General features: G+C 50.6%; 18 protein-coding genes. 7 read left to right on the top strand and 11 right to left on the bottom strand.

Annotated features, from left to right (window positions below; all coding sequences use genetic code 11):
* Window positions 1–36: 36 nt before the first annotated feature.
* Genes ACOAP0_RS17925 through ACOAP0_RS17915 form a run of 3 tightly spaced genes read right to left on the bottom strand, consistent with a single transcriptional unit; the run spans window position 37 to window position 4,216 of the window.
* Window positions 37–2,043: a sensor domain-containing diguanylate cyclase gene (locus ACOAP0_RS17925; protein WP_498377526.1), complete on the bottom strand. Its 2,007-nt coding sequence runs from the start codon at window positions 2,041–2,043 to the stop codon at window positions 37–39.
* 60 nt (window positions 2,044–2,103) lie between these two features.
* Window positions 2,104–2,724 (bottom strand): response regulator transcription factor, encoded by a 621-nt coding sequence (locus ACOAP0_RS17920; RefSeq protein WP_498377525.1) that lies wholly within the window; start codon window positions 2,722–2,724, stop codon window positions 2,104–2,106.
* Window positions 2,717–4,216: a two-component system sensor histidine kinase NtrB gene (locus ACOAP0_RS17915; RefSeq protein ID WP_498391491.1), complete on the bottom strand. Its 1,500-nt coding sequence runs from the start codon at window positions 4,214–4,216 to the stop codon at window positions 2,717–2,719. The genes ACOAP0_RS17920 and ACOAP0_RS17915 overlap by 8 nt, the downstream gene beginning before the upstream one ends.
* A 334-nt stretch (window positions 4,217–4,550) precedes the next feature.
* Here ACOAP0_RS17915 and ACOAP0_RS17910 point away from each other — a divergent pair, with 334 nt between their 5' ends.
* On the top strand, window positions 4,551–6,512 hold the full coding sequence (locus ACOAP0_RS17910) for a methyl-accepting chemotaxis protein (RefSeq protein ID WP_498377523.1): 1,962 nt from the start codon (window positions 4,551–4,553) through the stop codon (window positions 6,510–6,512).
* A gap of 147 nt (window positions 6,513–6,659) precedes the next feature.
* Window positions 6,660–8,342 carry a sensor domain-containing protein gene (locus ACOAP0_RS17905; RefSeq protein WP_498377522.1) on the top strand — a complete coding sequence of 561 codons (1,683 nt, stop codon included), beginning with the start codon at window positions 6,660–6,662 and terminating at the stop codon, window positions 8,340–8,342.
* 345 nt (window positions 8,343–8,687) lie between these two features.
* On the opposite strand, the gene ACOAP0_RS17900 is transcribed toward ACOAP0_RS17905, so the two are convergent.
* On the bottom strand, window positions 8,688–10,241 hold the full coding sequence (locus tag ACOAP0_RS17900) for a methyl-accepting chemotaxis protein (RefSeq protein WP_498377521.1): 1,554 nt from the start codon (window positions 10,239–10,241) through the stop codon (window positions 8,688–8,690).
* 490 nt (window positions 10,242–10,731) lie between these two features.
* On the opposite strand from ACOAP0_RS17900, the gene ACOAP0_RS17895 reads away from it, so the two are divergent.
* From ACOAP0_RS17895 to ACOAP0_RS17885, 3 genes are all read left to right on the top strand, one after another.
* The gene (locus ACOAP0_RS17895; RefSeq protein WP_498377520.1) at window positions 10,732–11,091 is read left to right on the top strand and encodes a winged helix DNA-binding protein; all 360 of its coding nucleotides are present in this window, start codon (window positions 10,732–10,734) and stop codon (window positions 11,089–11,091) included.
* Window position 11,092: 1 nt separating this feature from the next.
* Complete coding sequence (locus ACOAP0_RS17890) at window positions 11,093–11,662, top strand: hypothetical protein (RefSeq protein ID WP_498377519.1); 570 nt, start codon at window positions 11,093–11,095, stop codon at window positions 11,660–11,662.
* Window positions 11,663–12,040: 378 nt separating this feature from the next.
* Window positions 12,041–12,361, top strand: coding sequence for a hypothetical protein (locus ACOAP0_RS17885; protein WP_498391490.1), 321 nt, complete (start codon window positions 12,041–12,043; stop codon window positions 12,359–12,361).
* Window positions 12,362–12,712: 351 nt separating this feature from the next.
* Here ACOAP0_RS17885 and ACOAP0_RS17880 read toward each other — a convergent pair whose 3' ends face one another.
* The 5 genes from ACOAP0_RS17880 to ACOAP0_RS17860 all read right to left on the bottom strand — a co-directional run bounded on the left by ACOAP0_RS17880 (window position 12,713) and on the right by ACOAP0_RS17860 (window position 16,676).
* Window positions 12,713–13,015 carry a helix-turn-helix domain-containing protein gene (locus ACOAP0_RS17880; RefSeq protein WP_498377517.1) on the bottom strand — a complete coding sequence of 101 codons (303 nt, stop codon included), beginning with the start codon at window positions 13,013–13,015 and terminating at the stop codon, window positions 12,713–12,715.
* A 106-nt stretch (window positions 13,016–13,121) separates the two neighbouring features.
* Window positions 13,122–13,703: a response regulator gene (locus ACOAP0_RS17875; protein WP_498391488.1), complete on the bottom strand. Its 582-nt coding sequence runs from the start codon at window positions 13,701–13,703 to the stop codon at window positions 13,122–13,124.
* A gap of 469 nt (window positions 13,704–14,172) precedes the next feature.
* The gene (locus ACOAP0_RS17870) at window positions 14,173–14,961 is read right to left on the bottom strand and encodes a hypothetical protein (RefSeq protein ID WP_498377515.1); all 789 of its coding nucleotides are present in this window, start codon (window positions 14,959–14,961) and stop codon (window positions 14,173–14,175) included.
* A 3-nt stretch (window positions 14,962–14,964) separates the two neighbouring features.
* Window positions 14,965–16,266 (bottom strand): Y-family DNA polymerase, encoded by a 1,302-nt coding sequence (locus ACOAP0_RS17865; RefSeq protein ID WP_498377514.1) that lies wholly within the window; start codon window positions 16,264–16,266, stop codon window positions 14,965–14,967.
* Window positions 16,267–16,286: 20 nt separating this feature from the next.
* Window positions 16,287–16,676: a LexA family protein gene (locus tag ACOAP0_RS17860; protein WP_498377513.1), complete on the bottom strand. Its 390-nt coding sequence runs from the start codon at window positions 16,674–16,676 to the stop codon at window positions 16,287–16,289.
* A 1,158-nt stretch (window positions 16,677–17,834) separates the two neighbouring features.
* Between ACOAP0_RS17860 and ACOAP0_RS17855 the strand changes: the two genes are divergently transcribed.
* Window positions 17,835–18,092 carry a hypothetical protein gene (locus ACOAP0_RS17855; RefSeq protein WP_498377512.1) on the top strand — a complete coding sequence of 86 codons (258 nt, stop codon included), beginning with the start codon at window positions 17,835–17,837 and terminating at the stop codon, window positions 18,090–18,092.
* Between the two features lie 95 nt (window positions 18,093–18,187).
* Here the strand turns inward: ACOAP0_RS17855 and ACOAP0_RS17850 are convergent, their stop codons facing one another.
* Entirely contained in the window at window positions 18,188–18,970 is a 783-nt protein-coding gene (locus ACOAP0_RS17850; RefSeq protein WP_498377511.1) for a substrate-binding periplasmic protein, read from the bottom strand.
* 175 nt (window positions 18,971–19,145) lie between these two features.
* On the opposite strand from ACOAP0_RS17850, the gene ACOAP0_RS17845 reads away from it, so the two are divergent.
* On the top strand, window positions 19,146–20,069 hold the full coding sequence (locus ACOAP0_RS17845; RefSeq protein ID WP_498391487.1) for an alpha/beta fold hydrolase: 924 nt from the start codon (window positions 19,146–19,148) through the stop codon (window positions 20,067–20,069).
* Here ACOAP0_RS17845 and ACOAP0_RS17840 read toward each other — a convergent pair.
* Complete coding sequence (locus ACOAP0_RS17840) at window positions 20,066–21,523, bottom strand: flavin-containing monooxygenase (protein WP_498377508.1); 1,458 nt, start codon at window positions 21,521–21,523, stop codon at window positions 20,066–20,068. The genes ACOAP0_RS17845 and ACOAP0_RS17840 overlap by 4 nt on opposite strands.
* Window positions 21,524–21,936: the final 413 nt, after the last annotated feature.

Raw genomic sequence — 21,936 nt, 5'->3', positions numbered from 1 at the left:
AATGCCTTGAGGCTCTGATGCGGCGAAGCGTATGGTTCAGTTTTGTACATTTCTATACAGCGCAACAGTACCGCGGTTGGCTGCTTTCACGGTGTAACAAGCCTGATCAGCACATGCCATCCACTCAGGTACTGTTTTGACCTCTTCCAATATTGGTGCGACACCGACGCTGATTCCAACTTCCAAATTGAAACCATTCCAAGGGACCTTCTGATTCTTCACAGATTGGCAAATCGACGCAGCTACTCTCAGCGCAACCTCTGTTGTGCATTCTCGGAGAAGAATTGCAAACTCATCTCCCCCAAGTCGAGCGACAAGATCCCCACCGCGGACACAGGAAACGAGTGTCAACGCAATTCCCTTTAGAACCGCATCACCGGCAGCATGCCCGTACTGATCATTGACTGGTTTGAAGCAGTCGAGATCCATGAGTAACAAGGCAGAGGGTTGATACGTATTTCTGCCCTCTAATTGTCGTTCAAGTTGTCGAATAAGCGCCGCTCTATTGGCCAGTCCTGTCAGAGCATCGTGATTGGCTTTCCACTCCAAGGCCTCCCGCTCACGCTTTTCGTCTGAAATATCAAAAACAGTCCATATCGTTCCAGCGCTCGCGTCGGTCCAGCTCACAGGTCTGCCAATCAAGCGCCCCCAAAATGTGGTGCGATCCCCTCTGATGAATTCCAATTCGCCTTCAAACTCGCGATGGTTAGAGAAGGCCTCACCAACCATTGGGCCGAGCCTCTCGTACTCCCAGTTGGAAAAGTAAATTATTTGAGCAAGCTGACCAATGAGCTCATCCTCTGTTCGTTTGAGGATTCGACATGCTGCTGGGCTCACCAGTTCAAAGCAACGATTTCGAGTAAGCAAAATAGCAATGGGAGCAGCCTCTAGAACAGACTGGAGTTGAGCAGCTCTCACATCTGATTTCTGATCAATTGCGGCCTTTTCTCTGAGGACCCGCTGAATAAGAAAGCCCAACTCCCCTATCTCGCCAACGGGTTTGGGCCAGCCCTCTTCAATTTTCAATTGGGCATCAAACATTTTGGTCGCCCGAGATTGAAGTATCCGCAAGGGTGCAAGCAACCACCACAAAAGTCCCGCCAGACACAGAGTAAGAGATAGTGTTATGAGTGCGCCGGCTCTCAGTGCTTTCCATCTGGCATGGTCGATGGGCTCCAAAACACTAGCCTTTGATTGAAGTCGCCAAACGATCCAGTTCGCGGTGGTCATTCCTGCGTACGCACCAATATGTTCCGGCAAGGATACGGGAGTTCCTTTGGCATTGATTGGACCGCCTAACTTGGTCCAACTAGTCATCAACGCAGCGACCCTGGGTTCTTGGTCAATACCACGCCCCACTTTGAGAGAGTCTGGATGCCAAACAATATTTGCTTGTGAATCAGTCACCACGACTAAAGGAGCCGAGACTTTGCTCTGAATTTCCGAGGGTGTTCCAATTCCCTGGAGGCCGCTCAATAGCGGATGGCTTCGAATGCGAATGCCGCCTCCAAACACACCAACAGTTAGTCCCTCGTTCAATACGGGTACAGAGACAACAACAACAGGCTCACCACTTAAACGCCCCATCAAAGGTTCCGAAATCACGGGACGGCCTGTAAACAAAACTTCATTAAAGTATGGGCGATCATGCAAGGAGACCTCAGTGGCGCGGAAGCCGCGCTCGTCATGAACGATTCGCATGCGTCCGTCTCTACTTGCAAAATAAACGGTATCAAATGCAGAGGTGAGCAAGGGCCTTTGCTCTAGCAATGCGACCAGCGCTGCGTAGTTGTCTAGTGACTTCACTGGCAACTGGGCGGATACTAGCTCCAGCATGCCAACTAACTGACGTGTCCTCTCGTTGAGCAAACCGGCTGTTCTCTCCACCTCGGATACTTCGGATGCTTGCCGTTCAGCAATCGTATCCTCCTCAGCAAGAGAGACAAGAACAGCAACAGTACACACAACAGCAAAGGTCACTGCCAAGGTACCCAAGACCACAAGTCTCACAGAAAGTCTTTGATGCCATCGGGTGTACTGCATGGTGGACCTTGCTCTCTTCAAGCCTTGCTTAGGAGACAACAAAAAATTGGATGTATCGCTTCATAAAATTGGGCTCGATTTCTGGCTTCCCAATGCAGTCATGAGACCGTGCAGGGTATTCGTTCCAAGCTTGCGCATTCCATTGGCTCTATGGATTTCCACCGTTCTCGGGCTAATGCCTAGAAGTGCTGCAATCATCTTGTTGGACTCTCCCACGACAACAAGGTTGATAACTTCACTCTCACGCCGACTGAGTTCCAGCGAAACACTTTTCACACCGTCCTTTTCAGCGCCCTCAGATGTTTGGCATGCATTGAACAAAAAAGATTCTCTAATGGCCGAAAGTAAGTCCGGAATCCTCGCTGGCTTGAGAAGAAAATTCACTGCACCAGTTTTTATGGCTCTGACTGCTGCGGGAACATCGCTGTAACCGGTCAAGAAGATCACTGGCAACTGAGACTTGAGCTTTCGTAGCGTCAGCAGCAAGTCAAGTCCACTCATACCAGGCGGCATCCTTACGTCTGAGATCACACATCCCGTAAACGTCCCCTCGTACGTTTTAAGAAAAGCCTCCGCCGAACCGAAGGGCTTTACAGAAAAGCCTTCAAGACGCAGCAGTCGTTCCATCGAGGTCAGCACGGCCTCATCGTCGTCAATTAGATAGATTGTCTTTTCAGTCATTTGAAAGGGGCACTTGCATTCGGAACTCTGCTCCAGGATTCAAGTTGCCGTGAAACCATATCTTGCCACCCTGGTCTTCAAATAGGCTCCTGGCAATACTCAGGCCAAGGCCCAAGCCATTCGTCTTTGTCGAGGCGAACTCCGTGAACAAGGCTGCCTGAACTTCCTCTTTCACTCCCGTCCCAGTGTCAGAAACATGGATATTTAGCTTGGATTGAGTGTTCGAGGTGAACACATAGATTTCAGGAAACTTTACGGATTGAGGCTCCAACGACTCGGCTGCATTTGCCAATACATTCATCAGCGCTTTTTCAATCTTGACTTGATCTCCAAAGGCCTGGTGCCGGGTAGCTTTGAGCTCCAAATGAATTCGCGCATCTGGAAATCGTGTCATCGTTCCCCGGGTACATGCTTCGATCAATGCATGTATGTCGTAATCGGTCTCGACCCGCTGGCTGTGGCGCCAACTACTGATCTTTCCAAGTAAATCTTTAAAGATGTCGCTCGCGCGCTTAGTTTGACGTTCGTTCTCAAGAATGATGTGGCGAACTTCCCGCTTGAGGTCTGCATCCTTTAACAAGTGCGTAAGGCTGGACGTGTTGGCCTCCAAAACCATCAGTGGCTGGTTGAGCTCATGGGCTAAAGCAGCCACTGTTTGAGCGGCCACACTTGTCTGCTCAACGAGGGCTTTGTGTTCGGCAGCCAGTCTCGCTTGCTCTCCTAGTTTCTTGTCAGTGATGTCTTGAAAAACAACCGTGACACCGCCGAGGGGTGACTTCGAGCAGTAGTTCCCAAACCATCTTTTCCAAGGTTCATACAGATGCTCGTAGTACGTATGCTCTCCCGCCATCGCGTCTTTGAAGATTTTCTCAAGAGGGCTGCCCAGCACTTCAGGAAAAACCTCCCAAAACACGCGACCAATCAGGTGTGCGGAGCTACGACCTAAGAGTTTTTCGGCATTTTTATTGACATAAACGTACCTCCATTCGTTGTCGAATGAAACTACTCCCTCGCCAATACTCTCAAAGATCGCATGGTATTGGTCTACCTTCTCGTAGAGAGCTGTTACGTCGTCCATCATGCCGCGAATGTGGATGGGTCGCCTGCGAATCTTGTCGTCAGTGAACGCAATGTTGCCGCGAACTCTAAGCCAAGCGAACTGGCCGTTACCGGCTCGGCATTTAATGCATCGCTCGAAAAATGCAAGTCCGTTGAATGAAGGAACCCTTGCAAGGATTTCTACCAGCCAGTTCACATGTGGTTCAACGACGTGAGGGACCAAGCCCCCGATGAGTGGGCGATACGAATGCCTGGAAAGACCCAGTTCGTCAGAGATGGGACCTAGGAAAAGAAGCTCTTCTGTCTCCAAATTCCAGTCAAACATGCCCGAGTTTGGAAGCTCCATGGCAAATCTGAATAACTCCATGGCATCGCAGTCCGACGTTGGATTTGAGTCGGATTCGATTGGCATTCGATCTTTTTTGTTTGGCATGTATCCAGATTGTCAGATTGCAAGGCATCGCGGTTGGCGACGTCCAAAAACTAAGTAGCCGTACGTATTGGATTTAGTGCAAAAACAGTAAATCATGCCGCCAAATGTGAAAACAAAAACCTAGAAGACAAAGTAACGATGTCTGAACCAGCTTCAAACCCAGAAGAGCTGTCTAAAGCACTGTTCGAGATGCGAGACAGCCTCGTAAGGCTCTCACTTGCGCTGAAGGACGCTCTGTTTGAAGCGCATTTGCGGAGTCAAAGCTCTGACACTGATTCGACTACATCACACAGCGATCTTGACGAGCGCAGTCGGCCCTAATCGTTGGTTAACTATGAAAAAAATCAGCATGCAACAAGACGGCGGATTCTTTAGCTACCACGGATGGCTTGCACCCGGAGTAAGGCTTTTTAGACGAATCGGTTTTCCGGCCAAGTCCGCTTGGTTGCTGATTGCCATGGCGATCCCTATGTTGGGACTTTTGGTTCTTTTTTACCAATCCAGCACTGAACTCGCTGACACAACCCGTCTTGAGCGCAAGGGAGTTGCTTACGTTCGTGTTGTGACCCCATTGATTCAAATGATGGGGGGCTACCGGCGAGCAGCTGTCACGAAAGCAACTGACCTTGAAGAGCAGAGATCAAGCGTCGCCAAGCAGCTCTCCCAAATCGTGCAGTTTCAATCTGAAAATTCGGACGCGTTTGCTGGCGACACCGTCAAGTCCATCAAAAAATTGCAAGAGAAGGTTAAAGCGGTATTGGATGCCCCGACACGCGGGACTCCTGACGAAAGCTTTATTGCTCACACAGCTGCGATTGAAGCGGCCTTGGATCTATTGGCGGATGTCTCAGACGACTCTCAGCTCGCCCTTGATCCTGAACTTGAGACTTACCACATGATGAACATCGCTGTGGTGGTCGGACCTCAATATGCTGAATATCTGGCCCGCCTTCGAGGACTTGGGACATTAACTCTGAGTGAGCAGAATGATGCGGTGCCACCGACTCGCTTGATGAACATGCTTAAAAATGAAGCGATCATTCAATACCTAGATCCGTTGTACGAAAACTCGTATCTGAAAGGCATCGGCGAGAACCAGCCCGGCTTCGATATGAAGGGCGTGGACAGAACGCGAGACCTATTTCTTGCATCTTTTGATAAGAATGTTCTACAAACCAAAGGCGGCATTTCTGCTGAGGCGTTCCTGACGCTTGCGAATGATGCGATTGCGAGCCAAGTCAAAATCAATCAGCAAGTCTTAGAGCGGCTGGATTCTGCGCTGCTGGCTCGGATCGATAGGGTCAACCACCACGTGAATCTTGCTCTCTTAGCGTGCGCACTGAGCGTGCTTTTGACCCTCTACCTGTTTTTATCCTTTTATGTGGTCATGAGGGGCGGATTGAAATTGGTAAGCCGCCATTTGAATGAGCTCGCAGAGGGGGATCTCCGAAACCGTCCTCCAGCGCCCTGGGGAAACGATGAACCTGCCGCACTGATTGCAGATTTGAACAAGGTCTACAACTCCATGCACGAATTGATTCGTCGGGTACGACACTCGGCTCGTGAGTTGGCGAATACTAGTGCGGAGGTCTCCCGTGCAAGCCTCGACCTCTCTGCAAGAACAGAAGAGGCTGCATCCAACCTTGGCGAGCAAGCTTCAGCTGTAGAGCAAATTGGATCGAAAGTGAGTGAAACCGCGCAGAGGGCACAAATGCTCTCCAGCATCGCAAAGGAAAACTCCAATGTCGCGGCTGAAGGGGGTCGCATCATTGCAGACGTGGTGCTCACCATGAGTGACATCAATGCCGCGTCCAATCGGATTGGAGACATTATCGGCACGATTGATGGCATCGCGTTCCAAACGAATATATTGGCTCTGAATGCAGCTGTGGAAGCTGCACGTGCTGGTGAATCCGGAAGAGGCTTTGCAGTTGTTGCGACCGAAGTACGCAGCCTTGCAGGACGCAGTGCAGAGGCTGCCAGAGAGATCAAGGCGCTGATACATGCGAGTGTAGAAAAGGTGTCCGCCGGAACTTTGATCGTTGAGGGCGCGGGTCAGACCATGAAGGCATTGGTAACAAATGCCGATCAAATCAATGATCAGTTGGGTAACATTGCAAATGCCACACGCGAGCAGACCCAGGGTCTGGATGAAGTAGTACGCGCAATTCACCAGCTTGATTCGCATACGCAACAAAATGCGGCTTTAGTGGAAGAAACCAGTGCAGCAGCGGGATCCTTGAGTGATCAGGCAACCAAGCTTACCGGGGAAATTGCGCGTTTTGTCGTCGCATGAATTTGAGTTTTTGGGGCCAAAAGAAATAGCTCACCTGTAACAATATTTTTGCGTTCATGCATCGGGCTTGCCCCAATAAGAATAATGTTGTTCAAATTGGATGAAGAATTCAATACGTTATGAATAGAGGTGAGATGAGGGCGCAGCATGGATTCCAACGGTCAACACTTTGAACTCCTGAACAATCTTCATACGGGAGTCGTAGTCCACAGACCCGACAGCAGCATCACATACTGCAACAAAAGAGCTACTGAATTACTTCAGCTAACTGAAGATCAAATGTTGGGCAAAACTGCATTGGACCCAACATGGCATTTTGTAGATGAACGAGGGAATGCGATGCCACCCTCGGGCTATCCCGTCATGATCGTCATCGAAAGTCGGGCGCCAATTGAAGAGATGGTGCTGGGTGTTCGCATTGCTGGGCAGGACACACCCAATTGGCTGCTGGTAAGTGCCTTTCCGGACTTCGCGCCTGATGGCAATGTGAAGCAAGTAGTAGTCAACTTCTACAGCATTCAGCAACGTAAGTTGCTAGAAAACGAACTTGCAGTATCGACAGCGCAAATCGATGACCTCTACAACCATGCACCCTGTGGCTACTTCTCGCTTGACGCAGATGGAAAGTTTTTGCATATCAACGATACAACTCTGCGTTGGTTGGCGACGACGCGGGCTGATGTCATCGGCATAAAAAGTCCTCTGGATTTTTTGCAGGACGAGCAAAAGGAGGGGTTTAAAGCGAGATTTTCAATATTCCGCACGACAGGGCGTATTGACGATGTAGAAATCGACATCATTGCGTTGAATGGCACTCGACGGCGGGTTAGCTTGACAGCAACTGCCGTTTACGGATCGGGGGGGAACTTTTTGATGAGCCGGAGCGTTATTTACGACATAACGACCCTGCATAAAACAAAGCGCGCACTTGAAAGCATGCATTCTGAACAACATGCAATGCTAGACAACGACATGGTTGGAATCGTGAAGTTGCAAGATCGAATTGCGACATGGAAGAACCGTGCGATCGATCGAATTTTTGGCTATGAAGCAAACGAGTTGCTGGGAAAATCATCGAGAGTTCTTTATCAAGATGATGAGCAATTTGAATCTCTTGGGCGTGAAGCCTACCCTGTACTCAGTTCAGGAGGTCATTACCGCACGCAAATGGAAATGCGACGCAAAGATAGCTCGCCCGTATGGATTGATGTCAGCGGCGTACTGCTGTCAGTGGGGGATAAAACCTCTATGTGGTTCATGACAGACATTTCCGAGTTAAAGGCGTACCAGCGGAAAGTCGAGAACCTCGCCTTTCATGACAGTCTTACAGGCTTACCAAACCGACTCTTGTTTGTTGATCGAGCGAGGCAGGCATTTGCTGTCGCTGCGCGTTCAGAAACATTCTGCGCAATTTGTTTTCTAGATCTGGATGGCTTTAAGCCTGTTAACGACGTGTATGGACATGCTGCAGGCGATTTGGTTCTAAAAGAGGTGAGCGATAGGTTGCAAAAGAGCACGCGTCCGAATGACACGGTGTGCAGACTTGGCGGCGACGAATTCATATTGCTACTTACGCAACTTGAGAGTTTCGACGACTACCGACCTGTACTTGAACGCGCATTGTTTGAGTTGTCAAAGCCGATTGAAATTGGGATAGGCCTCAACATAAACGTATCAGCCAGTGCAGGGGTTTCTAGGTATCCGAAAGACGCCTTGGAAATCGACGAGCTGATGAAAATCTCAGATGCTGCTATGTACAAAAGCAAAACCGATGGAAGCCGCCGCTTCGTCGTTCATAACGATGAACGTTCAGACGCCCACCCTAACTAACTGAATGCTGGAAATTGGATGATCCTAAAGGGCACATTGATGCCCCCCCGAATCTAGTCTCTCAGAGGCTTTCCACTAATTGCGCTTTGATGGCGCAAACTGGCCTATCTGCATAGAGTTAGATTAGCTCTAGGCTTACGAGATTGGAACCCAATCAATATAAAGCCCAGCTTGAGTACTTCAATTTAAAACTGCTGTTGTATCAGGGAGAGCGAACGCTCGGGACTTTGGACCCCAAAAGATAGGACCAATTTAAGCGTGAAGGTGTCATGAGTTCAAATACAGGCGCGTCCCACCGACTCTCCAATGCCTGTAAGTGAAGACGAGAGCGGCAGCGCAGGAAACCTAAACTTGGAAGTAAGAAACGGCGTGCGCTAGTTTGTTGGCCTCTTGTCGCAGGCCCTGTGCTGCAGCAGCTGATTGTTCTGCCAAAGCTGCGTTCTGCTTGGTACTTTGATCTAATGCGTTAACAGAAGCAGAGACCTCTGAAATCCCACGAGACTCCTCTTGTACCGAGTGATCGATGTCTTGAATGAAAGTGGTCACGCGCTGAACTTCATGAACTATGTTCCCCACAGCCCGTTCAGCTTCTGACACCAAGGCTGAACCCCCTTCGACTTTATCAATACTGGTTTGCACAAGTGATTTAATCTCTCTAGCAGCTGCGGCAGATCTTTGTGCGAGTGACCGAACTTCGGTAGCCACCACCGCAAATCCCCGCCCCTGCTCTCCTGCCTTTGCGGCCTCTACCGCTGCGTTCAATGCGAGGATGTTGGTCTGAAACGCAATGGAATCGATGACCCCGATAATGTCGCCAATCTTGGATGACGACTGGGAGATTGCATCCATGGTTTGAGAAACTCGATGCATGACATCACTTCCCCCTTGCGCAGCACTACTGACAGACTGCGCAAGCAGTGTTGCCGACTTGGCTGACTCCGCATTGTGTTGAACGGATAGGTTCATTTGCCCCATTGCAGAGGCAGTGCGCTGTAGTTCGCTCGCTTGGTGTTCCGTTCTTGTTGATAGGTCGGAGTTGCCAGACGCGATTTCATTTGAGTCTCTGGAAATCGAATCGCTTGCAGCTCTCACCTGAAGAACCACCTGACGCATACTTGATTGCATACGTCCGATTGCCGACATCAAGCTATCCTCTTCGACGGAGGTGTGCTGTTGTTTCACCGAAAGATTGCCATCTGCCAGCTCACGAAGGTGTTCATTCAGCGCTTCAGGTTCTGCTCCGAAAGTGGCGAGGACATTCCTCTGCAACATGAATCCCAGTAAAGCCGAAATCCCAAGCGAAGCTAGAGCGATAAAAAGCATGGCGGCCTTTTGCCAACCGGTAATGCGCGAAGTCTCCTCTACATAGTTGTTCGTGCGTTTGTCAGTCAACTCCATGTAATCGTGCAAAGCTGCATTGAGCTCATTGAGAGTGGGTGTACAGACAGTCTGGATATCACCAATAGCTTCATCCACCTGCCCCGCCTTGATCTTGTTGACAATGGATTGCGCTACCGGGCTGTACCTAGCCTCAATCTCGGCAATTTTGTTGACTTTGGCCGTGACTTCAGCAGGAACACCAGCCTTTGCAATTGCGCCCTGAAGTTCTGCAAGCGAATCTCGCGTTTCTTTTTGCTTGAGATCGAACTCTTGGAGTGCCAGGGCACTCAACTTTGCATCCTTGAGCAAAACCAAATTCCGAACCGCGATGGCTCTGGCATCCGCCGCCTCCATGAGGCGATTGGTGATTTCAAGTCTATGGAAGATCCCGGTTGTAAAAGTATCTAGCCTTGTTCCGAGAGAGCCAAGGAAGTAATACGAACTTGCTCCCAGAATCAACATGCAGACGTTGATTACCAGCAGTATTCCAAGCAACCGGGACTTAAAAGTTCTAAGCATAGTGCACCGTCATCCTAATCAAAACACTACGATCAATTTGCACTTGCCAAATCTGAATGTGATGTCAGCTCACAGAGACAGACAGGCTCATTTCTGATTCGGAGCTGGCACCATTTCTCGATCGAATCCACTGGCCTTGGCTGATCGAGATCGCCATAGACTCCCATCCTGAACCCGCTTGCTTTTGGAGAATTCCAAAAGTCTCACGAGGTGCAGCACAACAAACATGCCGTTTTTAACATACTTATCATTAAACACAAAACGATTGCTTAACCGAGATCAACTTCTAATAGAAAGCTACAGAAGTGGCAAACCGAGCCCGAGGGGCTAAGTGCCTTGGCAGTTGGAGTCGCGTTGTTGCAGAACCAATGGAGAGTAACAAGCAGTTCGCTTTATTTAAACCGATTGCAATGCTTCCGGCAGATTTGTGCTATATTTAAAAGTGAATCGCTTTTGAATCAAAAGGGTCAAGGTGTCTTAAACTGGCGCGATGACAACGCAGCCAGAGAAAAATAGCGCTTATCTCAAGTTCCTCAATTTAGTGAAGGCCTTGAGAGAGATGCCAACGTTTCCTGTGATGGACGCGACCGAAGAGCGCCTATTGCACCATCTCGAGTCAGCCTGGATGGCAGGTAAGCAAGTGACTGTGTTGGAGGCGATGCAGTTGGACGCTGAGACGTCTCCGGCGACTGTTCATCGCCGACTCAAAACCTTGCGCAAGAAAGGTCTCATCACTTTGACTGTTGATGAAAGCGATAACCGTGTGAAGTACGTGTCTGCCACTGCATTGGCGACGGAATACTTTGCGCAACTCAATAACGCTCTGATAGCAGCAACAAAGGGAACGTGACGTGGGCCAGACGACGAACAAATATGATGGACTTTTTGTAACTTATGTAGCCGTTGCTACTCTTGTTTACTACAGCACTTATTTGTTCAACGGGTGGTTCTTTTCATCCGTGAGTATCGCCCCGCACCTCAGCCTTATTTATCTTCCTGCAGCTGTACGGATGTTATTTGCGTTGGTGCTTGGGTTGCCCGCGGCCATTGGCATGGCACTAGGCACGCTGCTGATCATCTACACAACCCAAGGCAGCTGGACAGTCGTCTGGTACGAGGCCATTCCAGTTTCAGTCATATCTGGCTTTGCACCACTGGTTGCCGTTGTCGTTGGCGTTCGATGGTTAAAACTGCCTGTTGATTTGGGGGGGCTCAAGCCCTCTCATCTCATCAAGTTCACTCTTTTGGGTGCACTTTGCAATTCAATCCCCACGAATGCCTTTTACTGGGTTGCAGGTCACATGGACACTCCCTTGCCAGCAATGGCACAGATGTTCTTAGGTGACGTTCTTGGTACTCTTCTAGTCCTTTGGCTCGCTGCCAGCGTTGTCAAGCTTGTGAATCCAAAACTACCAAGCTGATGCCTAAATGAATCCGGATTGTTGTCCTTAGCAACTGATCCCGTCATCCCGCCCGAATTTCGCGGGCTAAATCTCTCTCCGCTTTAAGCCTCACTAGCGACGTTGCAAGAGCGACGGCGCTAGTAGTAAGCCGTTTTTGTAGCTTTCAAGTGCCGCAAAAAGATCACGCACTTGACAATCCTTATCAATATGCGAATAATTAGCAAAGGCAACAAATAAACTTCTATGTCAAAAGAAACGTTAGATGTGGTTCGAGAAAGTTGGCGGCGAAGCAGGTGCAACGGCGCTGTGTTGGGAACAATTTTTCGCTTTAACTTGGGATCGATAAATCCATGTTTAGTCCGCGCTGACGTCCCACAGTCTGAGCCGACCTTTGACTTGGAACTGTTTCAGGCAGTAGATGCAGTTGTTAACAGTCTGGAGAACAAACAAAAGCTAGTTCAGGCTCTGAGGAATCTGAGTGACATCTTTCAATCTCCCCAACAAAAACGAATAGAGGTTGAACACCTTAGCAAAGCCATTCTTGTGACTATCGAGCAGGTAATGGCTGATGACTTCACCCTACAAATTGGTGCTGCTAGAAGCTTGATGACAGAAACATTCAGACAGTTTGAGCCGACCGCTAAAGAGCCCGTTTGCAAAGATCAATGGATAAGGTACATCAAAAAATCAAATCGATTAAGGGGTGACGGAGGATGAAATGCATGAACTGTAGGAGCGACATAAGAGTGGACCATGGTCGTTGCATGGTTTGTGGCGCCACTATTAAGAAGATACAGCAGATAAACCTGAAGGTTAGCGGGAAGGATAATATAAAGAATAAGAATAACTATACAGTGCTCAGCCATATTTTTGGAACACTGTTCATACTTGCTCTTTGTTTGATACTGGTATATCGATACCTTTAAAGGGAAACGGAATTTGGCAAGCCAAAATAGGTGGTTTACTAAGTGAGTTAAGTCTAGCGATACCCTATTAATGGAACGATGAAGGCAATCAAAAATCGTATCAATACGATCTTGCGCCAATCAGAAGCTCTCAGCCTAGGAGCTAAATTTTTGACTTCTTCGAAGGTACATAAATCCACGTCTGAAGTGGCGGATCTTGCTGCTTAACAGAAGCTGAGTAGCAATAAGCAGACTTGTCTTCTTGAAGGAGTTTACACAGAGGAACTCCCAATTGATCAGAAATTGTAAACAGCACAGCTAAGGATGGATTGGCCTTGCCGGATTCAATAGTTGACAAGTAATTGCGCGCGATATTGCATTTTTCGGCAAATTCAATCTGGGTTAGCTTCTGGATTTTTCTGTTCTCCTCAATACGAAGACCAAGCGCAACCAACAAGTGCTTCAAGATAGTGTTACTCCACAAAAGTATGGATGAAAATCCTAGAGCGGTTGGACAACGGAGAAGTTAAAAACTTGGGTTTTTTTCCGCTACTAGCTATATAGAAATTAAATTAATTGCGAAGTTCTGCTCGCGCCAGCAGCTTTGCGCTTAATGCATCTAAATATCCACAAAGACGCTCAGCATTTATAGGTTTTTCACAACGAACTACACGGCAATTTGCGAAAGAGGAGTCGATCAAGTGTTCCTGATTCGACGCTGTCAAAGCGATCACATCCAGACCCTTTAGGTTAGCGTCATTTCCGATGGCCCGTACGAGATCTAATCCATCTACAGGTTCCGTTACCAGGTCAATTAAGAGCAAATCTGGATGAAGGGCAATGGTGTGATCAAGCGCTTGACTCGCCTTATTGACAATAGTAAGTTGTATCGAGTGACCGATTCGTTCTAACAGCGATTTGAAAATTGTAATTTGAGAGGGGTCGTCTTCAATTAAAAGAATCCGTAACGGCAACCTGCCGGTAATTCCGGCTAAGCCTGTACTTCTTGAATTAAGAAATTGATCGATACTGCTGCGAAAAATACGGCGATGCCCACCGGGTGTGATCCACACATCAAGCTCACCACTAGTGACCATTTTCTGGACAGATGTTGTGGATAAATTCAAAAGTACAGCCGCTTGCTGTGTTGTCATTACGTCTCGTTTATGTTTCATTGATTTGCTTATGTACTTAATGCCTTGAACTGAGCTCGTCAGTAAAATTAAATTTTAGCATTTATATCAATAAGCTTACAATCAACGAATTTTTATTAAAAATAATTTATCAACTTCCCATACTTAATGTTTTTACCGGGTGCTATTCTGAATGACTGCTCTTCGAACTTGAACTCGAAAAATTTGAAATTGCTCAAACGCGGGATAAGCATCGTGGTCTTAAGTGGTGATCAGTAAAACCTGAATTAGACACATTTCAAAAGCCTCTCAATGAAGGTTTGAGATTCAAGCTAAGCAGACCTCAACAAGTACATCTTGAAGATGCCAAGGATTGGACAATTAGTTCAATGGCCAAAAAGCAGGCGTTCACAAGTGGCCGCAACTGGCCCAAAGCGGCTGTTTGGTTGCGATACTTTGACGCATGTAAGACACAAGCGAGTAACAACGCTCAATGCATCACTTGGTATGGCTCCGCATCTGATCGCCTCAACGGTGTAGCCTTAGCCAAGTTCATCCACACAGCAAACGGCAAGTGATTGAACTGCCTCTTGGGCGCCATCCGCAGAATCTCTAGTCGTTCTTGAACCAACTGGATGACGCCACATTCAACCGGAATTTCATCGGGCTCTGCAATTGGTCTGTCTTTGGCATCGCGTCCCAAGACGTACCAGCACTGCCCGCCAAGCTCTAGATAAGCAGCTCGTTTCTCCGGTCGTTTGAGGTCGCCCAGCAAGTCCGCTCTGTTCACTTTGATCTCATGCACCACTGGCTCGAGGTAGGCCTGGACTGAGGAATTGCGGATAGAGAAGACATCCGGCATGCAGTAGCGCCAACTCCCCTGCTCTTCTTCGTGCAAAGTAATCTTCGCTCTCAAACTCAGGTTGGTCCACACCAGTCGCCCCTCCTTGAGCATGTCGTGGGCAACCTTCTCAACGAGCGCTTCGTGAGGGTCTTTGGCTTGTCGGTTGGAGTTTGCAGCAAGTGCGAGGAACTGGATGCCGGCGTCAGTAACTCGCATGCGTTCATGACCACCCTCCTCTTGCAGTCGCTCAAGGAGACCTGCCGCCAAGAGTTCAATCTCCATGACATCCAGACAAGGCCAGCCTGCAGACCGATACATGTCTCTGAGTCTTTTGGCATGGATCTTCTTGAGCCCAATGCCATTGACCACTGCAATGTGCTTTGCACTTCGCAGTTTGTTGGAGTCTTTGCTGGTTTCTGTATTGGTTTCTGTCATGTCTCACGCCCTTGCTACTGGCATGTCATCCCACCGGGTGGTGTAAGCGGGGGTTCTTCGTAGTTGCTTCATCGACCACTCTCTTCGCACTCCATCAAGGCCTGCACTGGCGGTCAGGACGGTGCCTTTACCAAAGCGCTGGTTCAGGGTGTCCATGGCTGTCATGAGTTTGGTTCGGTCTTCTTCGGAGTCGCCATCCTCCAGATCCAGTTCTGCCTGCTGGTTGGTATCGGGTTGTAGGTCCAGCAGCATCACCCCAGCCTTGGCGTAGTTGAATCCTTGTTCGAAGATATGGTTCAGGCCTTGAAGAGCTGCTTTGACGATGCAGGTGGTGTCGGCGCTAGGGCGTCGTAAGGGCGTGACCATGGAGCGGCTGTACTGAGCATCTTTGCGAAACGGGCTTGTACGAATGAAGACAAGTACCTGTCCTGCCTGACTGTGTTGCTTCCGGACCTTCTCCGCCGCTCGAGAAGCAAACTCTGTGACTGCTTCAGCGATGTGATGCTGTTCGGTGATGGGGCGGCCGAAGGATCGGGTACACGCGATTTCTTTCTTGGCAGCTGGGGTGTGATCCAGATCGATACAGGGGGTGCCCTGAAGCTCCCGAACGGTTCTCTCCAGCACCACGGACCACTTGCTTCGCACGATGGCAGGGTCAATCTTCATCAAATCCAGCGCGGTGTGGATACCTTCGGCTTGGAGCTGCTTGCTGATCTGCCGACCCACACCCCAGACCTCGTTCACCGCGGTGGCTGCGTAGACGGCGTCACGCTCCGATGGGTCTAGGGCGGCCAGATTGCAGACTTGCGCGAGCTTGTCGGGGTAAACACCCGGCTTGCGTTCGGCGGTCTTGGCGATGTGATTGGCTAGCTTGGCCAGGGTCTTGGTGGGGCCGATACCGATACCGCAGGGAATGCCTACCCACTGTAGGATGCGGGCCCGGATCTTGTGGCTGCGCTCAACGAGGTCACCTTTGACGCCACTAAGGTCGATAAAGGATTCATCGATGCTGTAGATCTCTTGGGCTGGGCCAAGGCCTGCTGCTAGGCTCATCATCCGGTCGGACATGTCGCCATACAGCGCGAAGTTGGCTGATAGCGCTACGAGACCAGCGTCTTCGGCCAAGTGCTTGATCTGGAACCAGGGGGCGCCCATGGCAATACCCAGCGCTTTGGCTTCGTTGCTTCGGGCAATGGCGCATCCGTCGTTGTTGGACAGGACAACCACCGGCAGTCCATTCAGACTGGGTCGAAAGACTCGTTCACAGGACACATAGAAGTTGTTGCCGTCTACCAGGGCGTACATGGAGTAACCAAGGCAATGTTTCAGGCGGAAGGAAACTGCTTGATGCAGCTGGTAACCACGCCCCAGATCTCTATAGTCTGGCCTTCCTTGGGCACTATGTCCGGATAAGTGGGGTTTGCAGCCTGAAGCTTGACCCGTCCGGCACGCTGGTAGAGCTGTTTGACAGTGAACTCACCATCCACCACAGCGACCACGATCATCTTGTGCCGTGGCTTGATGGCGCGGTCAATGACCAGTATGTCGTTGTCAAAGATGCCGGCATCCTTCATGGAGTGCCCGGAGACACGCTGCAGGAACGTGGCCTGCGGGTGGGTGATCAGGACTTTGGACAGGTCAATGCGTTCAGCTCCCAAGTCTTCCGCAGGGCTGGGGAAACCTGCACAGATGCGCGTGGGGACGAGGTCCAGCATGCAGGGAGACGCGGTGATGGGGACCGGGGGATGGCTAACGCAGTTACTGTACATTTATACAGTTTAGCCACAAGCTAACCTCCCGACAAGCAACGACCTAGAGCTGATCTTTCTTTGCCCAGTGCAGTGGCGGTCAGTCGAAATTTGGAGCGTTTAATTTCAAGCCAAGGCCAAACCCCAAGTTGAAAACCGCAATGAAAAAACAAACTTGGCGCAGCTTTTTTCCACAAAAAGTGAATAACTCCATTCGATACTTCAATTTCGGTGCTACGAAAGTGCTACATCACGATTTCAAAAAGTCGTAAGCCATTGATTTAAATTAGACTTTTTACGACTATCGGCCCAATCCATCATGGGGGCAACGGACAGGCGCCAGAGGTTGGACTCAGACATGTTCTTCGAAATCAAATAGTTGCCTGATTTTCGCAGATCGCCTTTTGGGGAGTCCCTTGCATCCACAAAGGATTGCGGCCTTGAGACTTGCTGTTCATGTTGCCGGAGCGTTGTGGACGGCAGTTGTGAACCCAAAGCGGACCTTCGCACTCCTGGATTACCTGCCCGAAAGCGGACATCCGATCTTATGCAAATGAGGGGGCCTTGCCGAGTTCGCCTATGCAGCGGAAGCAGTCTTCAGGAAGTCCCCCGATTGGGGGATGTTCAAGAGGATTCCGAGGCGTGAAAATTGTTAGTAGGCGTCTCCGTTAGGCGGCTGACGCGATGAAAATCTCAAAGACAGCTAGCATGCTCATGCAACCACCACTTGAATCTTCCGTTCGACCAGTATTTCGCATAAGTGGGGCGCTATTGCTAATGGGGATAGCCATCCTCGTCGCTCTCGATGCTGTGCAGGTCTTTTCATATAAGGGAGTTATCGCTAGTACTTGTGCGAGCGAGACTAGTTCTAGGAGTCGCCTGCTGTGTGAAGTAGGAGATGCAATGCTGAGAATTTTCCCAACTCAAGCCCAAGCCGCTGTTTTGGGTATTGCTATTGGGTGCTTTGCTGCAGCCCAGCTGCTACTAGCCTGGCTACTGATTAAGCCCCTAATTTTGAAGAATTTTCAGCACAGGATTGACCGCTAACAGCATGCAGGCGCCTCAACTGCGACATGAAATCTGCTGCAGGGGTGTTCAACTCCACGAACAACATTCGGAATTGCAATGATTGACAGAGAAGTAAATCCAGTCGAATGGTCTTCATTTATGCAAGAGCTGGAGGACGCCAACGAGCATTTGGCGAAACTCATTGCGGATATCAATGCCGCTCCAGATTACGACAGTGCAAATTTGAGGGTGGACTTGGGACATGTGTTCTCACACCTAAACCGCGCTTGGGCTCGACGTGAATTAACCAGCGACTTTACAGATGAAGAGTGGGAGCGCGCTAGCTTTTTCCCCAATGATCTTGACCCAATATGAGTTCCATTTACATTCGTAACATGCGGCTCCCACCGCCCGTTGCGAAGAGTCGTCGGTGTCTGCTATCAGCCTGATTCAGACATGACGGCAACAGGCTATTTCCAGTCTTCAAGCCCATAGGACATTAGCAAATCTTTGAGGGAGCCAACCTTGCGCATCCTGCGAATTTCCATGTCTAAAGTGGCCACCAAATCCTGAGCGTGCGGGTGCTTTTTGCTGAAGCCCACATACAAGGGACTCGGGCTTTGACAACCTGCGGACACAATCTGGTTCTGCAGCCCTTTCGCAGACAGGACATAGGCCATTTCTGTGTAGTCTTCGAAAATTCCATCCAGTCGTCCCCGAGTCATCATCTCGGCCCGTCGCTCGCTGGGGTTATCCGCAAAAACTTCATGTGTTTTTGGACGATTTTCGGGCCTGCTAAGCCACTCACCAAAATCATTCTGATAAGCGTTCCCCCCGACGACTCCGACGCGTGTCAAACCATCGAGGTCTTGAATCGAACGGTACTTGAACGGACTTGAAGCCGGCACAAAGACGCAACCCTTAGCGACCCCGATAGGCTCACTGCCGATGGCGAGCTGATGTTCTGTCGCTTCTCGCCCATTCGCAGCAATGACGGCTGCTGCTTTCCCGGAATGGGTGTCCAACAAAGCACGCGTCCAAGGCATCACCCTGTAGCTCACAGACTGTCCCTTTGTCGCAAACGCAGATTTCAAGAGTTCAACCACATAGCCGGGCTTCTTTGCGGTGGGCTCGCAGTTGTAAGGGCACCAAGTGTCAGCGACTACCACCATGGTTTGAGCAGTTGCATACCCTGTCGTTAGGAACAAAGCCAGCATTCCCAAGGCGTGACAAAGGCGCTTTTTCAAATCCATGGTGTATCCAGTTTGGATTGCAGGGCCTTGAATCTAACGTAAATACATTCAAAGCATCAATCCCGTGCAAAAGCTCAAGGAGCAGATGGTGTGAGGCGACAGCCGTCGCATCTATGGGTATCCTTGATCGTGTGTGTTTTTTGGTTGAAATCCGATTTGTGAAAAGGGTCTGCACATGGCATATGTCTACACGCTACTTTTGATTGTTGTGTGCCTGTTGGTGTTTATCCAATTGAAGCCAGACACCGCATCTCGCTGGGGTTTGGGATTGGAGCGCAAGCGCAGTGGGTTGGTATTGAAGTCGCAAGCGATTGCAGGCTTTGACATCCCTTACCTGGAGGGCGGCCAAGGCGAGGTGCTCGTACTCGTGCACGGCTTTGGAGGCGACAAGGACAATTTCACGCGCATGGCGCGGTTTTTAACCCCGCACTACCGGGTGATACAGCCAGACCTGCCGGGGTTTGGCGACGCTACACGCGACCCAGCAGCGCGGTATCGCATGGCCGATCAGGTGGAACGCCTGCATGCGTTCTTTCAGGCCTTGGGTGTGCAGAAAATGATTTTCGGTGGCAACTCGATGGGCGGTTTCATTGCTTGCGAATATGCCGCGCGCTACCCCGATCAGGTCAAGGCACTCTGGCTCTTGGATGCCGCAGGCACGGCCACGGCACACGACTCACCCATGTTGCAGCACTACCTCGCCACGGGTGAATCACCCCTCTTGCTACGCAGCCAAGCTGATGTGGCCCGGTTGATCCGCGCCACCATGGCACGGCCTCCCTACTTCCCAGGCTTTTTGAAACGTACGTTGGGTGCGCGCGCGATCGCGGACTACCCCTTGCATAGCGAGATCATCAAAGACCTCAGCCAACATTCGCCCATGCTGGAAACCCGCTACACCACATTACCAACTCCAGCGTTGATTGTGTGGGGGGCGGAGGATGGCATCTTGAACCCGGCCGCATCCCAGGTTCAGGAGCAGCTATTCCCCCGGCATCAGACCATCATCATGCAGGGCATAGGGCACCTGCCCATGCTGGAAGCACCCGCCCAAACCGCCCAAGATTTCATGAAGTTTGCGAAGACGCTGCCAGCTTAATCTTGCCGCACGAATTCCAACGCGCCATCATCAATCGGCTGGTTCAGGAGCAAGGTTTTGTCTACCTCATAAGCATGCGTTACGCGCCAGGGGCCACTGCGGCCCTGACGTGGCAGTTCGTTGACGTCCCGCAGAATGTAGCCCGAGGTCAGTGAACTCATCACATTGCCATCGCCCAATTCTCCGGATGGAGCGCGGGGCGTTGCACGTGCAACGCCCTTGGCATCCATGTAGTTGAGCAGCCGGCAGACGTAGCGCGAAGCGATATCCGCCTTGAGCGTCCACGAAGCATTGGTGTAGCCAAAAATGAAGGCCATGTTCGGCAGGTCCTGCATCAGCACTGCGCGGTAGCTCAGCAGTTGGTGGGTCGCTACCGGTACGCCATCCAAGGTGATTTCCATGCCACCAAAGGTCTTGAGGCGTATGCCGGTTGCAGTCACCACGATGTCAGCATCCAGCGACTCACCCGACTTGAGCAAGATGCCATGTTCTGTAAAGCTTGCAATTTCGTCAGTGACGATAGAGGCCTTGCCCGACTTGATGGCTTTGAAGAGGTCACCATCAGGCACCACACACATGCGCTGGTCCCACGGGTTGTAGCTGGGTGTGAAGTGGCGCATGTCCACCGTGTCCCCCAGTGTTTTCTGGATCGGACGCAACATGAACCTTCGCATGGCATCGGGCCAGCGTTTGGCGCCCTTGTACAGAGCGCGCTGCAAAGCGATATAGGAGGTACGCAAGGCGCCGTAAATCCAGCGTTGCGGCAGGACCTGTCCTAGCCGCGCAATCGCTTTTTCTAACGTGGGTGCGATGAAGTAGTAGGTGGGGGTGCGCTGCAACATGGTGACGTGCGCAGCATCGGCCGCCATGGCCGGAACGATCGTGACTGCCGTGGCGCCACTGCCGATCACGACGACCCGCTTGTCGCGATAGTCCAGGTTTTCGGGCCAGAACTGCGGATGAATGGTTTGCCCTCTAAAGCGATCCAGGCCGGGGAACACAGGCATGTGCCCTTGGTCATAGTCGTAGTAACCGGTACAGCTCACAAAAAAGTGGCAGGTGTAGCAGCGGGTTTCTCCGGTGGATTCCTTCAGGGCCTTGATCGTCCAATGGTTCTGATCGCTGGACCAGTCGGCCCTGAGGATTTTCAAGCCGAAGCGGATATGCCGGTCGACGCCATATTCCTGCGCGGTCTCTTTGACATACTCACGCACCAGCCGGCCTTCAGACAGCACCTTGGGTGACATCCACGGCCGAAAGGCATAGGCGAAGGAAAACATGTCGGAATCAGAACGCACTCCAGGGTAGCGAAACAGATCCCAGGTGCCACCAATCGCGTTGCGCCGCTCCAAGATTGCGTATCGCTTGCCCGGAGATTCCTTCTGCAAATGGCACGCCATGCCGATCCCTGAAATTCCCGCGCCGACAATCAACACATCAAAATGTTCGCTCATAGAACTCCCTGCCGAATACCAAGTGCAATGCTTGCCCATAGTGGGCCATGGCTCCAAAAGCCAGTTTATAACTTTGCCCTGAAAGCCTCTCTGCGCGATCTAACTTCAATGCAAACCCGACGATGAAAGAGGTGGCTACCCGCTGCTGGAATGCTCCCTTTGCAGAGAAAACATAGGGCTGGTTTTAAGCTTTCGCGACTACCAGCCGCTACTGCCTGGGTCGCCCTTGAAGGGCCCCGCTAAATCAGGTGTGATCCATCCGCCATAAAAACCTCCAAGTTGTGCCGACACCTTGGCGCTGCCCACTGTGCAAGCTCATCCTCTGTCATGCGTGGATCTTAGAGGGCGACGCAAGCCTGAATCACTGCGAGACCCAAAGCCCCTCAGGTCATCGCGCAAATTCCAACTAGAAG

Source organism: Curvibacter sp. Hmag1.1 (genome assembly GCF_059769165.1).
Note: the sequence above shows the minus strand (reverse complement) of the source record. Positions and strands in the feature narration are given on the sequence as shown.

What these genes read in the sequence shown, in the direction of transcription:
- ACOAP0_RS17895 (WP_498377520.1), top strand. Translation starts at nt 10,732, where the DNA reads ATGACAACGCAGCCAGAGAAAAATAGCGCTTATCTCAAGTTCCTCAAT.
- ACOAP0_RS17860 (WP_498377513.1), bottom strand. Translation starts at nt 16,676, where the DNA reads ATGCTGGACCTCGTCCCCACGCGCATCTGTGCAGGTTTCCCCAGCCCT.
- ACOAP0_RS17905 (WP_498377522.1), top strand. Translation starts at nt 6,660, where the DNA reads ATGGATTCCAACGGTCAACACTTTGAACTCCTGAACAATCTTCATACG.
- ACOAP0_RS17840 (WP_498377508.1), bottom strand. Translation starts at nt 21,523, where the DNA reads ATGAGCGAACATTTTGATGTGTTGATTGTCGGCGCGGGAATTTCAGGG.
- ACOAP0_RS17855 (WP_498377512.1), top strand. Translation starts at nt 17,835, where the DNA reads ATGATTGACAGAGAAGTAAATCCAGTCGAATGGTCTTCATTTATGCAA.
- ACOAP0_RS17875 (WP_498391488.1), bottom strand. Translation starts at nt 13,703, where the DNA reads ATGACAACACAGCAAGCGGCTGTACTTTTGAATTTATCCACAACATCT.
- ACOAP0_RS17900 (WP_498377521.1), bottom strand. Translation starts at nt 10,241, where the DNA reads ATGCTTAGAACTTTTAAGTCCCGGTTGCTTGGAATACTGCTGGTAATC.
- ACOAP0_RS17920 (WP_498377525.1), bottom strand. Translation starts at nt 2,724, where the DNA reads ATGACTGAAAAGACAATCTATCTAATTGACGACGATGAGGCCGTGCTG.
- ACOAP0_RS17865 (WP_498377514.1), bottom strand. Translation starts at nt 16,266, where the DNA reads ATGTACGCCCTGGTAGACGGCAACAACTTCTATGTGTCCTGTGAACGA.
- ACOAP0_RS17925 (WP_498377526.1), bottom strand. Translation starts at nt 2,043, where the DNA reads ATGCAGTACACCCGATGGCATCAAAGACTTTCTGTGAGACTTGTGGTC.
- ACOAP0_RS17850 (WP_498377511.1), bottom strand. Translation starts at nt 18,970, where the DNA reads ATGGATTTGAAAAAGCGCCTTTGTCACGCCTTGGGAATGCTGGCTTTG.
- ACOAP0_RS17845 (WP_498391487.1), top strand. Translation starts at nt 19,146, where the DNA reads ATGGCATATGTCTACACGCTACTTTTGATTGTTGTGTGCCTGTTGGTG.
- ACOAP0_RS17915 (WP_498391491.1), bottom strand. Translation starts at nt 4,216, where the DNA reads ATGCCAAACAAAAAAGATCGAATGCCAATCGAATCCGACTCAAATCCA.
- ACOAP0_RS17910 (WP_498377523.1), top strand. Translation starts at nt 4,551, where the DNA reads ATGAAAAAAATCAGCATGCAACAAGACGGCGGATTCTTTAGCTACCAC.
- ACOAP0_RS17870 (WP_498377515.1), bottom strand. Translation starts at nt 14,961, where the DNA reads ATGACAGAAACCAATACAGAAACCAGCAAAGACTCCAACAAACTGCGA.